Here is a 15,501-nt window from a genome sequence, read left to right as displayed (position 1 = left end):
CTGAAGAAGGCCGAGGTCACCCGGGGGTCTTCCTCCCGTGCTCTCGCCGCACCTGACGAGAGGTGAGCCGCGCCTTCGGGGAGCCCAGGGGTGGGAACTTCAGGCTGAGCACCGCAGCCAGCGTGAAGTAGCTGCGGACCAGGCGGAAGAGCAGGTACTCGGGCACGTAGAGCACCGCACGCGGTCGGCGCAGCAGCAGGCACACGGCGACCGCGAACAACGCCGGCAGGCCGATCACCATCGCCAGCACCGGCTCCCAGCGCAGCCCGGTGAAGGTGCCCGAGAAGACGCCGAACGTGAGGAGCGCGAACAGCAGGACCGGAAGCAGCATCGCGCGGCGCGCGGCGTTCCACAGGGCGAAGGGGAGCACGACGGCGCCGGCCATCGAGCCCTGCCGCAGCAGCGCCCGCCGGTGGTGGGCAGCGACGTGGTAGGTGCTGCGGAACCACCGGATCCGCTGCTCGGTCAGGTGGGCCCAGGTGAGGGGCACCTCGGCGTGGTAGACGGCGCGCGGCTCGACGAGGCACCGGTAGCCCAGCGAGTTCATCCGCATGCAGATGTCGGTGTCCTCGCCGTTCATCCCCTGGCTGATCGGACCGGTCTCCGCGAGGGCCGATCCCCGGTACGCCGTGAGCATGCCCGGGATCCCCACGATCCCGTCGTAGCCCAGCCGTGCGACCTGGTAGAAGCCGTGTCGCAGGAGCGCCTCGACCAGGCGGACCCGATCGATGAAGGTCTCGTTCTTCGCCGGCAGCGGCAGCCCACCCACCGCACCCACCCGGTCGTCGTGGAAGTGCCGCACGACCTGCTCGAGGCAGTGGTCGCTGATCACGGTGTCGGCGTCGATGCGGACCACGAAGGGTTCCGTGAGCCGGTCCAGGCCGTAGTTCAGGGCCCTGGCCTTGCCCGGTGTCGGACAGGACAGCATGCTCGAGCTCAGGTGGTGGGCGCGGCCCATGGCTCGCTCGGCGATCCTGGCGGTGTCGTCGGTGGAGACGTTGTCCACCACGTACAGGTGCACCGACGCTGCGTAGACCCCGGCCGCACGGTCGACCGCAGCGATGGTCTCGGCGATACCGTGGGCTTCGTTGTGCGCCGGGATCAGCACCCCGATCGGCGGTGCGAACCGGACCTGGCGGGACCGGGCGACCAGCACGACGCCGATGCCGGCTGCGATGAGCACGATCACCTGTTGCACCAGAAAGATTCCGGGGCCGACGCCGCCGAGCAGGGCGACCTCCCGCATCCCGGACAGGACGGGACCGAATCGCTGCGCGACCAGGGCTGCCAGTGCCCCCGCGATGCTCAACGGCACCAGCAACCGGACCCAGGCCACGGCGCGGATCCGGGCTGTAGCCGCAGGGGCTGGCGCGGGGTCCGGCAGGTGGGCGTTGCGCAGCACGACCACCGGGAACAGCGCCAGTCCCACGATCGCCGCCGTGATCTGCTGGACGGCCACTGGCGGCGAGAGGGCGGGGACCTGGCCAGCGACCAGCGCGGCGAGGTCCACGGCGAGGGCGGCCAGCAGCACACCACCGCACAGCTCGACCAGCACCAGCAGGCGACGCCAGAGGTTGGTGGCCAGGCTGAGGCTGAACACAACGAAGAAGACCAGGACGAACACCCGAACGGGGATCGTTGCTCGATCGCCCGAGGCGGAGAACACGACGATGTCGCGGCTGTCCTCCAGGTAGCCCAACCCGACCAGGACGGTGATCGCCAGCAGCGCCAGCAGGCTCAGGGCCACGAACGAGACCAGGCAGCTGTTCACCGCCCGCGGCGACCGGTTCAGGGAGTACTCCTCCGGCGCGCTGTCCACCGAGCGGTAGTGCTCGAGGACCGCCTCCGGGGCGGTGAGCTCCTCGAGCCTGGAGTCGGCCTGGCCTGACCCGCCCCTCGCCGGGGCGCTCACCGGGTGATCACCTCGGGCTCTCCGCCCGCACCTCGGGGGAGCTCACCACCTGGCCGGTCCTGCTCACCACGAACCCGCCACCGCCTTCGGTGACCAAGCGGGCCTCCTCACGCCCGTACGCCGGGACGCGCGTGCCCGGGTCGCCCACCGTGGTGAGCACCATGCCGCGCGAGCCCGGCCCGCGCACGCACTGCAGCACGATCCCGTCCTTGAAGGAGGAGAGATCGAAACCACCGGAGCGGATCCTGCCGTCCGCCACGGTGACCAGGGTGGAGACGCCGGCGGGGGGTGGCCCGAGGAACAGGAAGGGGCTCGCCCCGGGGGCGCCGTCCCACACGAAGGCGGCGTCTTGTCGCCAGCCACTGAACTCGGCCAGCGTCGGCACCAGCCCGGTGAGCGACACGGTCGGGTCCTGGAGGCTGGCGGCCGGCACGATCACGTCGAACCCACCGGAGTACTGCGCGGGCACGGCGGTGAAGCCGGCGCCGTCTCCGCCGAGCGCCAGCGACGACTGCTTGAGCAGCTGGACGTCGTAGGAGGTCTGGCGCACGTTGCACCCGCCGAGGTCACGATCGCGGATCAGGGTCACCACCAGCTCGTTGCGCACGCGCTGGGCGGCGGCCGGCAGCGGTGCCACCGCCGACTGCCGGCCGACACCCAGCGGCGAGCTGGCGACCAGCTCGTCGTTGAGTCGCACCTCCACCAGCCAACGGGCGTCGGCAGTGGTGGCTGGAATCAGCATCGCGAGACCGAACGACGTCGGAACGGCGCCGCCGGGGAGGTCGGCCAGCGAGTACGGGACCCGCCAGCTCCGACGGTCGGTGATCTGCTGCACCGAGGTGTCCACCCCGAGGGACTCCAGGGTGACCGGGCCAGCGCCGCTCCGCTCCAGCCGCACGGCCCTGGGGGCGGTGGACCCGGCGTCGGCGGTGGTGACCGTGCTCGTGGTGAGGAAGGTCGGCACCACGCCGGCCGCGGGCTCCACCACCCCGAGCGTCGCCTCGTCGGCGCGCTTGCCCACCCGCACCGAACCGTCGTCGGTCTCCGCGGCCCAGCCGAGAGTGGCGAGCACGTCGGGGGGCCCGAGAAGCACCGGAGTGCCCCTGCCGCCCGCCCCGTCCCCGCCGTCGGGGACCTGCTCGGAGTAGGACACGACCCGTCCCTGCTGGGTGAGGAACGCGCCCAGCCGCGCGGCGGTCTCGTACCACTCCCGGGAGTGCGCCCCGGGCGGGAGGACCAGGGTCACCTCGTGGTTGATCTCCGCGACCACGTCGCGCACCGTGCGCAGCGGCTCGTCCAGCGTGCCCCGGACCCGGGTGCGGTCCGGGTCGAGCACCACCAGCGCGCCGAGCTCGGTGGTGATGTTGCAGAACCGCTGGTCGAGGCTGCCGGTGGTGCGGACCTGCACCCTGAGCTCGCCGTCCTCGACCAGCGACTCGGGCAGGTCGATGTCGGCGTCGAGCGCGTGCTCGCCGGCCTCGAGCTGGTCGACGTACACGGCCTCGCCGTCGACCAGCACGCGCAGGAAGTCCGTGCTCGCCTCGGCCACCTGGGTGCGACCGCGCAGGGTCAGCACCAGGTCGTCGACCCGGGAGTCGACCGGTACCGGGACGGTGAAGCTCTGCGACGTCGTGGTGTCGTCACTGAGACGGATCCCGTTCGTCTCGCCGATGTCGAGCAGGCTCGTGGAGAAGGCCCGGTCGGCGGGCACGTCGTCCTCCTCGTCCTGGGTGAACCAGGCCGGGCGCAGCAGGGCGACACCGCCCACGACGAGCGCCGCGACGAGGAGGAAGGCCAGGGCCCCGATCGGCAGCCAGGTTCGTCGCCCGCTCACTGCCCTTCCTCCGCCGCGGCCCGACGGTCCATGGTCCAGAAGGACTCGGCCCGGATCTTCGAGCGGTCGCAGCGATCGGCATACCTGGTGGCGATCTCGACGGACTCCTGCATCAGCCCCTCGCTGACCAGGATCGGCTGGAACCCGAGCGCCCGCAGGTTGCTGTTGCGCAGGGCCAGCTCGTTCGCGGCGGCCTCGACCCGGGGGTTGGCGACGTGGTCGATCGACCCGTCGAGCATCCCGGCCACGAGTCGGGCGAGGTCCTCCACGCGCAGCGTCTCGGCGAGCTGGTTCATGATCCGAACCCGGCCCTTGACCTGGTCTGCGGACTCGACGGCCAGCCGGACGCAGCGCACGGAGTCCGCGATGTTGATGAACGCGCGGGTCTGGCCGCCGGTGCCGTGCACCGTGAGGGGGTAGCCGATGGCCGCCTGCATCAGGAACCGGTTGAGCACGGTGCCGAAGTCACCGTCGTAGTCGAACCGGTTGACCAGTCGGTCGTCGAGGCGGGTGTCGTCGGTCTGGGTGCCCCACACGATGCCCTGGTGGAGGTCGGTCACCCGCAGGTTGTCGTTCTCGGCGTAGTACTGCAGCAGCAGCTGATCCATCGACTTCGTCAGGTGGTAGACGCTGCCTGGCTTGGTCGGGTACAGGATCTCCCGCGTGACCGTCCCACCGAACCGGTCGGGATAGGTCACCTCGAGGTAGCCCTCGGGCAGGTCGACCGGCGAGGTCTCGTACCCGTAGACGCCGGTGGTGCCGAGGTGGACCAGGTGGGCGTCCAGCCGCGCCTCGACCAGACCGGTGAGCACGTTGTGCGTGGCGTTGACGTTGTTGTCGACCGTGTACCGCTTGTGACCGCTGTCCTCCATCGAGTACGGCGCGGAGCGCTGCTCGGCGAAGTGGACCACTGCGTCTGGACGCAGCCCGTCCAGCACGGCCAGCAGCCGGTCGTAGTCCTGAGCGAGGTCGAGATCCTCGTACCCGATCCCGAGGCCGGTAGCTTCTTCCCAGGCCGCCAGCCGTTCGGCGATCGGGGCGATCGGGGTCAGCGACTGCACCCCGAGCTCGTCGTCGGTCCGCCGCCGCACCAGGTTGTCGACGATGGTCACCTCGTGGCCCGCGCGGGACAGGTGCACCGCACTGGGCCACCCGCAGAAACCATCTCCCCCGAGCACAAGAACCTTCATCGCCTGCCCCTCGCTGTGGGATGCCATCCAGCGTAGGTCGGCCGCGGAGACCGAGTCGGCCGTCGGTCGCCGGACCGGTCATCCCGGACAGCTAGGCGTTGGGGGCGCCGCCCACGAAGTCCCGGACCCTGTTCCACCGAGCCTCGTAGGCGGCGTCGAAGCGCTGCTCGGCGCGGGCCCGGCGACGAGGGCGCTCGCGGTAGCGGCGCTGCGCCCACCAGGACCGGGGCTTGGCCAGCCGCAGCGCCCCCGCCAGCCCCACCGGTGGGACGAACACCGCCACCACGCCGGTGAGCACCTTGGCCTTGAGCAGGCAGACCACGGCCAGCACCAGGTCGACGACGAGCAGGGCGACCGAGCCCCACCAGGCGGCAGTCAGCGGGGCGCCGGAGACGAAGTCAGCGCCGCCGACGAGCAGACCGGTGGTGGCCAGCACGCAGAACATGGCGTCCACCGACTTGCGGCCGTCCTCGGTCCAGTAGACGTCCTCCAGGTGCAGCCACAGGGCGAACTCGTCGAAGGTCAGGCTCACCCCGATGCCGAACAGGGCGGCGAACACGTGCAGCGCGGCCCCCTCCGGGGTGGCGCCGATGAGGCCGAGCCCGGCGAGCAGCATCAGCGCGATGCCGAACACCTGGTGGTGGACGTGCACCCCGCCGATGGTGAGGTCGTTGAGCGCCCCGCCCGGGGTGGTGCGCGCGCGGATGTGCCGGGTGACGTAGCGGGTGCCGAGGAAGGTGACCAGCACCGCGAGGAACATGGTCATCAGCGGGCGGGTCATCGAGTCGTCACCGAGGTCGACGTTGATCTCCTGTGCCAGGACCGTCACCGCTACCCCCGGGCTCGTCGCTAGGTGGTCAGCTGCTCGCCGAGCAGGGTGTGGGCCGCCAGCAGCGACGGACCCCACCAGGTGAGGTGGCGGCCGGAGACCAGCACCGACGGCGTCGTGGGAAAGTGCTGCGGGCCGTCGTCGGCGGTGAACTCGTAGGGCTCGTCGGGCAGCACGGCCAGCTCGGCGCCCTGCAGCTCGGCGAGCGGCGGGCGTGGGTAGCGCTCCTCGTGGTCGGCGAAGGCGTTGCCCACCCCCAGCCGCAGGAGCACGTCCCCGGCGAAGGTGTCGCGGCCCAGCACCACCCAGGGCTTGCGCCACACCGGCACCACCGCCACCACCCGGGTGGGTGGCACCGCCGACCACAGCTGCTCGGCCTCCGGCAGCCAGATGGGCACGGCGAGGCTCAGCGCCTCGGTGAACATCCGGCGCAGCGCGAGCAGGGCCTGCGGCACCGACGCGGCCGCGGCGGTGGTCCACACCGGGACCCCGGCCGCCCGCAGCTCCAGCACGTCCTGCTCGCGGTTCTCCTCGGCGTTGGCCAGCACCAGGTCTGGCTCGCACGCCAGCACCGCCGCCACCGAGGGATATTTCGAGCCACCCACCCGGGCCACGTCCAGCCCGGCCGGGTGCACGCAGTAGTCGGTGGCACCGACCAGCAGACCGGAGTCGGCGAGGCACTCGGTGATCGACGGCACCAGGCTCACCACCCGCCGGGGCGGCTGGGCCAGGTGGACGGGAGCGGCCAGGTCGTCGCGCAGCCCGGAGCCGGCGGTCACACCGGCTCCGCCTGGGCGAAGACCACTGAGCGGGTGGCCGGGTCGGCGGTGGTGAGCACCGCCGTGACGTGCGTTCCGGGGTCGAGCAGGCCAGTGCAGGCAGCCAGCCGCGGGGGCTGCTCGATGAACACCTCGCCGTGCTCCTCCTCGTCGGCGCTGCGCACGGCGACCGCGGGGAAGGACTCGCCCACCCGGGAGGCGAGCACCGTCGCGGTGGTGAGGTCGACGCAGGAGTCGTCCACCTGGCGCACCACCGCGTCGGAGCTGTCCATCACGGCCGGCAGGGAGAGCAGCACCTCCCGCACCCACTCCGGGACCGGCTGGCCCTGGCTGGCGGCCAGGCACACCTCGGTGGCGTAGCGGTCGACCACCCGCCGCAGCGGGGCGGTGACGTTGGCGTAGGGCACGCCGAGCCCGTAGTGGGTGGTGGCGGCGGGCGGCTCGCCGTCGAAGGCGGCATAGGTGGCCCCGGCCAGCAGCGCACCAGCGGCGCGCTCGAGCACCAGGGTGGTGGGCGCGGCCTGGTCGAGGTTGGCCAGCACCTCCCCCACGGGGGCCTCCAGCGGCCAGGTCACGCCCAGCGCGCGGGCCCGGGCCCGCAGCCGCGCCACGGTGGTGGCCGCCGGCTCAGGGACGACGCGCAGGATGCCGGTCCCGACCTCCAGCATCATCGCCGCCGCGCAGCCACCCACCAGCAGCGCCAGCTCCGCCTTCCAGTCGTCGACGTCGCTGCGGCGGCGCACGCTCAGCTGCCAGCGGTGCTCCCCGGGCAGCTCCCGCACCTCCTGCTCGGGCTGGCGCAGGGCGATCACACCACGATCGCGGGCCGCGGACTGGCGCAGCCGGCCCAGCTCGGGCAGCGCCGCCAGGGAGGGGTGCAGCTCGGCGGAGCCGTCCACGCTGCGCTGCACCTCGTCGTAGCTGAAGCTCCCCACCGACCGCACCACGGCACGGCGCACCGACCTGTCCACCACCTGCGCGTCGTCGTCCAGCTCGATCCGCCACAGCACGGCGGGGCGAAGCAGGTCCAGCAGCAGGCTGGCGGCACGCTCGGTGAGCACCGCGGGGTGCAGCGGCACGGAGCCGCCAGGCAGCGGCACGCTCTGGCCGCGGCGGCGCGCCTCGGTGTCCAGCGAGCCACCGGGGGTGACGAGGGCGGCCACGTCGGAGACCGCCACGTGCAGCAGGAACCCGGCCGAGGTCCGCTCCACCTGGAAGGCCTGGTCGATCTCGCGGGCGCCGGCCTGGTCCAGGCTCACCAGCGCGAGGCCGGTGGCGTCGTCCCGGTCGGCCCACGGGGCGGTGGCCCACACGGGGTCGGTCGGCGGCACGTCCTGGGCGGCGGTCACCGCGGCCAGAGCCGCCTCGGCCTCGGCCAGCGCATAGCTGGGGAAGTCGACACTCAGCCCGAGCTCGTCACCGATGGCCGAGAAGTCGAAGGCAGGCGCAATGATCCGCGTCGTCGGCACAGCGTGAGGCTAGCCCGCGGGCTCAGCCGTTCCACTCACGGTCGGCGGCATCGGCTGCCTCGTTGCGGGCCCGCACCGTCGTCAGCGCCGCCTCGGCGGCCGCCTTGGTCGGATAGGGACCCATGCGGTCCAGCGCGGGCGCGTCCTTGCCCCGCCGCACCGAGTGGTCAGAGAGGGAGTAGTACCACTGGTCGTCGTCATCACTCATGGGCCCAGCATGACACCGGCCGCCACCGCCGGGAAGTGCTCCTCCCCCGGACCACTCACCGCGCGGGATGGGTGCTGCGTCCCTACGGTTTCCGGGTGCCCGTTCCCCAGCCTCACCGCCGCCCGCGCCAGGAGTTCCCGTGACCGACGACAGCAGCGCAGCCCACGAGCCCGACGCCAGGGGCAACGACACCGAGGACTCCGTGGACGACGCCTTCGAGCGCCTCGTCGACGAGGGCGACGAGCGGCTGTCCCGGCCGCTGTCGGCACTGGTGGGCACCGGCCTGCTCGGCGGCGTGGACGTGGGCACCGGGATGCTGGCCTACTTCGTGGTGCACCACCTCACCCACAGCACGCTGCTGGCCGGGATCGCGTTCTCGGTGGGGTTCGTGGCCCTGCTCATGGCGCACAGCGAGCTGTTCACCGAGAACTTCCTGGTGCCGGTGACCACCGTGGTCGCCGGACACCGCCCGGTGTGGTCGCTGGCGCGGCTGTGGGGCATCACCCTGGTGACCAACCTGATCGGCGGGTGGGTGGTGGCCTGGCTGATCATCACCGCGCGGCCGGACCTGCGGTCGACGGCGGTGGAGGTCTCCAACCACTACTTCGCGCTCGGCTTCAGCCTGAGCTCCTTCGCCCTCGCGGTGCTGGCGGGGCTGGTGATCACGTTGATGACCCGGATGCAGCACGCCGCCGACAGCCTGGGGGTGCAGATCGTTCCCGCCATCCTGTTCGGCTCCCTGCTGGCCGGTGGGCAGCTGTTCCACTCGGTGCTGGACTCGCTGTTCATGTTCGCCGGCCTGCACTCCGGCTCCGGGTACGGCTACCTGGACTGGCTCGGGGCGCTGGGCTGGTCGGCACTGGGCAACCTGGTGGGCGGGCTGGGCCTGGTCACGTCCATCCGCCTGCTGCGCACCAAGAACCGGGTGCAGCGGGAGCGTCAGAAGACCAAGGGCTGACGCCCCGCCGCACCGGTCGGGTCAGGCGGCTGCCGCCGCACCGGTCGGGTCAGGCGGCTGCCGCCGCGGGCACCTCAGCCAGCACCACCAGCGGCTCGCCGGCCACCACCTCGGTGGCGGTGCCCACCAGCACCTGCTCCACCACCCCGTCGGTCGGGGCGCGCACCACGGTCTCCATCTTCATCGCCTCCAGCGACAGCAGCGACTGTCCGGCCACCACCTGCTCCCCCACGGCGACGTCGACACGCCACACGTTGGACACGAAGGGTGCCTCCACCACGGTGGCGCCCTCGGGCACGACCAGCTGGGTGGCGTCGACGGCCACGGCGGGCTCGGCGGTCTGCCGGTCGAACTCGCCGCTGGCCTGCCAGGCGGTGCGCTCGGCCTCGAACGCGGTGGCCTGCTGGGCCCGGAAGTCCGCGATCGAGCCGGCGTTGGCGTCCAGGAACCGCTGGTGCTCGGCCAGGGAGAACTCGCCCTCGGTGATGTCCACCGTGCCGCGTCCGGCCGCGAGGTCGGCACGCAGGTCGAGCAGCTCCTCCGGCTCCACCGGGTACCAGGAGATCTTGTCGAAGAACCGCAGCAGCCACGGCGAGCCCGCCTGGAACGGGGAGCCGTCCAGCCCGGCGTGGTAGCGGCTCCACACCTGGGTGGTGCGCCCGACGAACTGGTATCCGCCGGGGCCCTCCATGCCGTAGATGCACAGGTAGGCCCCGCCGATGCCGACGGCGTTCTCCGGGGTCCAGGTGCGGGCCGGGTTGTACTTGGTGGTGACCAGGCGGTGGCGGGGGTCCAGCGGGGTGGCCACCGGCGCCCCCAGGTAGACGTCGCCCAGGCCGAGCACCAGGTACTCGGCGTCGAAGACGGTGCGGTAGACGTCGTCGGTGTGCGCCAGGCCGTTGATGCGCCGGATGAACTCGATGTTCCAGGGGCACCACGGGGCGTCGTCGCGCACGCCGCTCATGTAGCGCTGGATGGCCTCGCGGGTGGCCGGGTCGTCCCAGGACAGCGGCAGTCGCACGGTGCGGCTGGGCACCACCAGCTCCTGCGCCGAGGGGATCTGCGCCTCCAGCTCCAGCACCAGCCCCACCAGGGTGCGCACCGGAAGCACGTCCGGGTCGACGTGCACCTGCAGCGAGCGGATGCCCGGGGTGAGGTCGAGGATGCCGGGGCGGTTCACCTCCACCAGCCGCTGGTGCAGGGCGTGCACCCGGGCGCGCAGGCCGAGGTCGAGCACGATGTCGCCCAGCTCCACCAGCACGTTGTCGTCCCCGGAGCGGCGCACCGTGATCGAGGGCAGCCCGTCGCCGCGCGGGTCGCGGTGCAGCACCCCGGAGTCGCCGTCGCCGCCGGTGCTGGCCACGGTGACGGTGGCGGCGCCGCGGGTGGCGCTGAGGTCCCGCGGGGAGGGTGCGGCGGCCACCTGCACCGGGACGAAGCGCACGGTGTCCCCCGGCGCCAGCTGGCCCAGCTTCCACCGGTCGGCGGTGACCACGGTGACCGGGCAGACGAAGCCCCCCAGGCTGGGGCCGTCCGGGCCGAGCAGGATCGGGGTGTCGCCGGTGAAGTCCAGCGCGCCGATGGCGTAGGCGTTGTCGTGGATGTTGGACGGGTGCAGCCCCGCCTCCCCGCCGTCGGTGCGCGCCCACTGCGGCGTGGGCCCCACCAGGCGCACGCCGGTGCGTGCGGAGTTGAAGTGCACCTCGTAGCTGGTCTCCAGCAGCGTGGCGATGTCGTCGGGGGTGAAGAACTCCGGGGCACCGTGCGGGCCCTCGGTCACCGCCAGCTGCCAGCTGCGGGTCATCGCGGGACGGACGTCAGCAGCCACCCCAGTGGTGGCCTGTGCTTCGGTGGCGTGCGCGCGCAGCACGTCGGCGGGGCGCAGCGCGCGCCCGGCGTGCCCGCCGAACTGGCCGAGGGTGAAGGTGGCCGCGCTGCCCAGGTATGCCGGCACGTCCAGTCCGCCGGCGACGAGGACGTAGGTGCGCAGCCCGCCGCTGCCGGTGGGCGTGCCGTCCACCGTGCCGACGTCGAGCACCCCGCCGGCGGGCACGCGCACCGGCTGCCACTGCGGCACCGGATCGCCGTCCACGGTCACCGCCACCTCCGCACCGGTGACGCAGACGTCGGTGGCGTGGGTGAAGCGCAGGGCGGGCCCGGAGACGGTGCACTCCAGGCCGGGCGCGCCCTCGTCGTTGCCCAGCGCGGTGTTGCCCAGCCGGAAGGACAGGTCGTCCATCGGCCCGCTGGGTGGGACCCCCACCTGCCACAGGCCGACGCGGCCGGGCCAGTCCTGCACGGTGGTCATCAGCCCGGCCCGCTCCACCTCGATGCGCGGGGTGGGGTCGGTGACGTCGGCCAGGGTGGCGGTGCTGTGCGCGGCGGCGCGGACCACGGGGTGGGACACGATGGCGCGCAGCAGCCCCAGGTTGGTCTCGATGCCGTCCATCCGGGTCTGTGCCAGCGCCGCACCGAGGGCGTCCAGCGCGGCGTCGCGCGTGTCACCGGCGGTGATCACCTTGGCCAGCAGCGGGTCGTAGCTGGTGGAGACGTCGCTGCCGCTGCGCACCCAGCCGTCCACCCGCACCCCGGGCAGGTCCGGCAGCGCCACGTGCGTGAGTGTGCCGGCGCTGGGCCGGAAGTCGTGGTGCGGGTCCTCGGCGTAGACGCGAGCCTCCACGGCCGCACCGGACACCGGCACGGACCCGTCGGGGTAGGCGTCCAGGAAGGTGGTGTCGCCCTGCGCCGCGCGCAGCATCCAGGCCACCAGGTCCACCCCGGTGACCGACTCGGTGACCGGGTGCTCCACCTGCAGCCGGGCGTTGACCTCCAGGAACGACGCCTCCCCGCGGACGGGGTCGTAGACGAACTCCACGGTGCCGGCGGAGCGGTAGCCCACCGCGGCGCACAGGGCGCGGGAGGTGTCGTGCAGGCGGGTGCGCAGCGCCTCGTCCAGGTCGGGCGCGGGCGCCTCCTCCACCACCTTCTGGTTGCGCCGCTGCAGCGAGCAGTCGCGGTCGCCCAGGGTGAGCACGCGGCCGGTGCCGTCGCCGAACACCTGCACCTCCACGTGCCGGGCGTTCTCCACGTAGCGCTCGGCGAACACCCCGGTGGAGCTGAAGCTCTGCGCCGCCTGGCGCACCACGGTGCGGTACGCCTCGCGCAGCTCGTCGTCGCTGCGGCACACGGTCATGCCGATCCCGCCACCGCCGCCGGTGGCCTTGAGCATCAGCGGGTAGCCGATCTCGGCCGCCGCGGCCAGGGCGGCGTCGACGTCGGCCAGCAGCTCGCTGCCGGCGATCATCGGCACGCCGGCGGCGCGGGCGGCGGCCCGGGCGGTGTGCTTGGTGCCGAACAGGCGCAGCTGCTCGGGGGTGGGGCCGACGAAGACCAGGCCCGCCGCCTGCACGGCCTCGGCGAAGTCGGCGTCCTCGGAGAGGAACCCGTAGCCGGGGTGCACCGCGCCCGCACCGGTGGCGGCCGCGGCGGCCAGGATCGCCTGCGGGCGCAGGTAGGACTCCGCCGCGGGCGCGGCGCCGATGTGCACCGCCTCGTCGGCCAGCCGCACGTGCTCGGCGCCGCGGTCGGCCTCGGAGTACACCGCCACCGTGCGCAGGCCCAGCTCGCGGGCGGAGCGGATGATGCGGCAGGCGATCTCGCCGCGGTTGGCCACCAGCAGCGTGTCGAAGGCGGGCGCGCCCATCAGGACTCCTCGGTGATGATCATGCGGACCGGGGTGGGGTCGAAGCCGTTGCAGGGGTTGTTCACCTGCGGGCAGTTGGACACCAGCACCAGGGTGTCCACGTCGGCGCGCAGGGCCAGGCGCTTGCCGGGGCCGGAGCGGCCGTCGACGATGCCCAGGCTGCCGTCGGGGTCGACCGGGACGTTCATGAAGAAGTTGACGTTGGGCGCCAGGTCACGCTTGCCCAGGCCCCAGCGGGAGCCCTCGGCCAGGAAGTTCTCCACACAGGCGTGCTGGTGCTTGGTCTGGTGGCCGTAGCGCAGGGTGTTGGACTCCTGCGAGCACGCCCCGCCCACGGTGTCGTGCTGGCCCACCTCGTCGGCGACGATCGTCATCAGCGCGGTGGAGTCACCGGCGCGCAGCACGCTGCCGGTGGACAGGAAGATGTTGCGCTGCGCGGCGATGGTGGTGGCCGCGCAGTAGCGGCGGGTGTGGTCGGCGGCGGCGTAGAACAGGGTGTCCACGGCCTGGTTGCCGCGCAGGTCGACGATGGTGAGCACCTGCCCGGCGCGCACCACGGCCGACCAGGGGGCGCGGGCCGCCACCACGGAGTCGGCGAGCACGGTGCCCGGCACCAGGGCCAGGTCCTCGGGGCGGGCGGTCTCGGGGTGGGTGGCGGTGGTCATCAGGCGTCCTCTCCGGGCTGGGCGGCGGTCCAGGTGTCCTCGGTGTTGAGCACCGCGCGGGCGTACTCGGGGTCGGGGTTGGGCAGCTCGGCCAGCTCGGCGGGTGCCCGCCAGGCCAGCACCTCCAGCGACGTGGTGCCGAAGGTCTCGGCGGGGTCCAGCGGGTGCGCGGTGTTGGCGATCAGCACCACCAGCGGCAGGTGCAGCAGCAGGTCCACCGCGGTGTCCGGTCCGGCGCTGCCGGTGCTGAGCAGCTCACCGGTGGGACTCACCCGCACGCCGTGGAAGAACGACACCGAGGGGCCCAGGTCGCGCGGGGTGAGCCCGTGCTTGGCGGCGGCCAGGGTGAGCAGCTCGCGTCCGGCGGGGCTGGCGGTGTGCGGGGCACCCGCGCCGTAGCGGGCGGTGTTGGACTCCAGCGTGGTGGTGCCGCAGAGCGCGTCGTGGTGGGCGGAGGTGTCAGCCACCACCGTGGCCAGCACCCGGCCCTGGTCGGACAGCAGCGGGTGCCCGTGGCCGAGGTAGGCCTGCCACGGCACCTTCACCGTGTCGGCCATGGCGTAGCGCTCCCACGGCGCGTCGGCGCGGTGGAGCAGCACGTGCGCGCAGGCCGAACCGGCGACGTCGCGCAGCCGCAGCCGGGTCCCCCGGGCCAGCACCTTGGCGGTGTAGCGCCCGCCCGGCACCGTCTCGGCCCAGGTGAGGCGGGAGGGATCGACGTCGGCGGGCGGGGTGGGCCAGCTGCTGGCCGGCAGCACCGGCATGGCGTCGGTGACGGCCCCGGCCTGGGCGCGGGCGTGGGCCCGGGCGGCCGCCGTGGTGGCCGTGCTGCTGGTGGAGGTGCTGCTGGTCACTGTGCTGCTGGTGGAGGTGCTGGATACCGTCTCGGCGCTCATCGTGCTCCTGTCCGTCAAGGTCGACCGCCCCGCATTTCCTGTCAGGTGACAGTTTTGCGGGGCGATGTGTGCCGGACGTGTCTGCTGCGTGACGGCCACGGGTCGCTGTGTAACGGTGTCGTTTCCTGAGCGGAGCTGTGCCCGCGGCACCCGGGCAGGGGCGCTGGGCGCGCGCGGCGCGCTGGCACAATGACTCTCATGTCCACCGCCGGGCCAGGCCGACCGCGGCTGGCCGCGCCGCGTCGCCCGGGTCGCACCACCCGCGCGGAGATCCTCGACGCCGCCGCCGAGCTGTTCGTCAGCCACGGCTTCTCGGCCACCTCCACCCGCAGCATCGCCGAGGCCGTGGGCATCCGGCAGGCCTCGCTGTACCACCACTTCGCCACCAAGGAGCACCTGCTCACCGCGCTGCTGGCCGACACCGTGGACGCCCCCAACCGGGTGGCCACGCAGCTGCTGGAGCGCTCCGACCCGGCCGACGTGCGGCTGTACGCGCTGTGCCTGTTCGACGCCGGGCACCTCAACGCCGGCCGGTGGAACCTGGGTGCGCTGTACCTGCTGCCCGAGCTGCGGGGGGAGCAGTTCGCCGACTTCCGCGGCCAGCGCCAGGTGCTGCGGGAGCGCTACCACCGGCTGGCCTCGGCGGCGCTGGCCGAGCTGCGGCCCGGGCCCGGTGACACGGCGACCCTGCTGGCCGAGCTGCCCTTCCGCATCGTGGAGTCGGTGATCGACGTCCGCTCCGACGCCGACTCACCCGACCCGGGGCAGCCGGTGATCCTCCCGGCCCAGCTGGTGGCGGAGACCTGCCTGCGCGCCGTCGGCCACGCCGGGCCGGACGCGGAGCTGTGCCGTCAGGCGCAGGAGCTGCTCACCGAGCTCGACGTCGCCCTGCCCTGATCCCTGGGTCCTGCTCGCCTGGGCCGGACCGGTGCGTGGGGCTGTTCCGGCCTGCTGGCGTGGTCACGTCACACGAACGCAACGTGGCGGGCAATCACTTACCCACTCGAAACACGCCCTCAACTCCCCGGGTTCATCTGCTGGCTTCAATACCTGTCAGT

General features: G+C 73.0%; 12 protein-coding genes. 2 read left to right on the top strand and 10 right to left on the bottom strand.

Going from position 1 to position 15,501, the window contains the following annotated elements; genetic code table 11:
• Window positions 1–16: 16 nt before the first annotated feature.
• The 7 genes from AC3YNX_RS17385 to AC3YNX_RS17355 all read right to left on the bottom strand — a co-directional run bounded on the left by AC3YNX_RS17385 (window position 17) and on the right by AC3YNX_RS17355 (window position 8,221).
• Window positions 17–1,912, bottom strand: a complete 1,896-nt coding sequence (locus AC3YNX_RS17385; protein WP_489996259.1) for a glycosyltransferase family 2 protein — start codon at window positions 1,910–1,912, stop codon at window positions 17–19.
• 7 nt (window positions 1,913–1,919) lie between these two features.
• A complete protein-coding gene (locus AC3YNX_RS17380) occupies window positions 1,920–3,746 on the bottom strand; it encodes a hypothetical protein (RefSeq protein ID WP_489996258.1) in 1,827 nt (608 codons plus the stop codon).
• Window positions 3,743–4,936 (bottom strand): NAD-dependent epimerase/dehydratase family protein, encoded by a 1,194-nt coding sequence (locus tag AC3YNX_RS17375; protein ID WP_489996257.1) that lies wholly within the window; start codon window positions 4,934–4,936, stop codon window positions 3,743–3,745. The genes AC3YNX_RS17380 and AC3YNX_RS17375 overlap by 4 nt, the downstream gene beginning before the upstream one ends.
• A 91-nt stretch (window positions 4,937–5,027) precedes the next feature.
• The gene (locus AC3YNX_RS17370) at window positions 5,028–5,765 is read right to left on the bottom strand and encodes a hypothetical protein (RefSeq protein ID WP_206517994.1); all 738 of its coding nucleotides are present in this window, start codon (window positions 5,763–5,765) and stop codon (window positions 5,028–5,030) included.
• 20 nt (window positions 5,766–5,785) lie between these two features.
• A complete protein-coding gene (locus AC3YNX_RS17365) occupies window positions 5,786–6,544 on the bottom strand; it encodes a helical backbone metal receptor (RefSeq protein ID WP_489996256.1) in 759 nt (252 codons plus the stop codon).
• Window positions 6,541–8,013: an RNB domain-containing ribonuclease gene (locus AC3YNX_RS17360; protein WP_489996255.1), complete on the bottom strand. Its 1,473-nt coding sequence runs from the start codon at window positions 8,011–8,013 to the stop codon at window positions 6,541–6,543. Before AC3YNX_RS17360 ends, AC3YNX_RS17365 begins: the two co-directional genes overlap by 4 nt.
• A 22-nt stretch (window positions 8,014–8,035) precedes the next feature.
• Window positions 8,036–8,221: a hypothetical protein gene (locus AC3YNX_RS17355; protein WP_127783394.1), complete on the bottom strand. Its 186-nt coding sequence runs from the start codon at window positions 8,219–8,221 to the stop codon at window positions 8,036–8,038.
• A 139-nt stretch (window positions 8,222–8,360) separates the two neighbouring features.
• Between AC3YNX_RS17355 and AC3YNX_RS17350 the strand changes: the two genes are divergently transcribed.
• Window positions 8,361–9,179: a formate/nitrite transporter family protein gene (locus tag AC3YNX_RS17350; protein WP_489996254.1), complete on the top strand. Its 819-nt coding sequence runs from the start codon at window positions 8,361–8,363 to the stop codon at window positions 9,177–9,179.
• A gap of 49 nt (window positions 9,180–9,228) precedes the next feature.
• Here AC3YNX_RS17350 and uca read toward each other — a convergent pair whose 3' ends face one another.
• From uca to AC3YNX_RS17335, 3 genes are read right to left on the bottom strand one after another with little or no spacing between them, the layout of a single operon-like run.
• Window positions 9,229–12,882, bottom strand: a complete 3,654-nt coding sequence (uca, locus tag AC3YNX_RS17345; protein ID WP_489996253.1) for an urea carboxylase — start codon at window positions 12,880–12,882, stop codon at window positions 9,229–9,231.
• Window positions 12,882–13,547 (bottom strand): urea amidolyase associated protein UAAP2, encoded by a 666-nt coding sequence (locus AC3YNX_RS17340; protein ID WP_489996252.1) that lies wholly within the window; start codon window positions 13,545–13,547, stop codon window positions 12,882–12,884. Before AC3YNX_RS17340 ends, uca begins: the two co-directional genes overlap by 1 nt.
• Window positions 13,547–14,443 carry an urea amidolyase associated protein UAAP1 gene (locus AC3YNX_RS17335; protein WP_489996251.1) on the bottom strand — a complete coding sequence of 299 codons (897 nt, stop codon included), beginning with the start codon at window positions 14,441–14,443 and terminating at the stop codon, window positions 13,547–13,549. Before AC3YNX_RS17335 ends, AC3YNX_RS17340 begins: the two co-directional genes overlap by 1 nt.
• Window positions 14,444–14,641: 198 nt before the next feature.
• Between AC3YNX_RS17335 and AC3YNX_RS17330 the strand changes: the two genes are divergently transcribed.
• Window positions 14,642–15,340, top strand: coding sequence for a TetR/AcrR family transcriptional regulator (locus AC3YNX_RS17330; RefSeq protein ID WP_489996250.1), 699 nt, complete (start codon window positions 14,642–14,644; stop codon window positions 15,338–15,340).
• Window positions 15,341–15,501 lie beyond the last annotated feature (161 nt).

Source organism: Rhodococcus sp. Z13_19A, from assembly GCF_058133575.1.
Note: the sequence above shows the minus strand (reverse complement) of the source record. Positions and strands in the feature narration are given on the sequence as shown.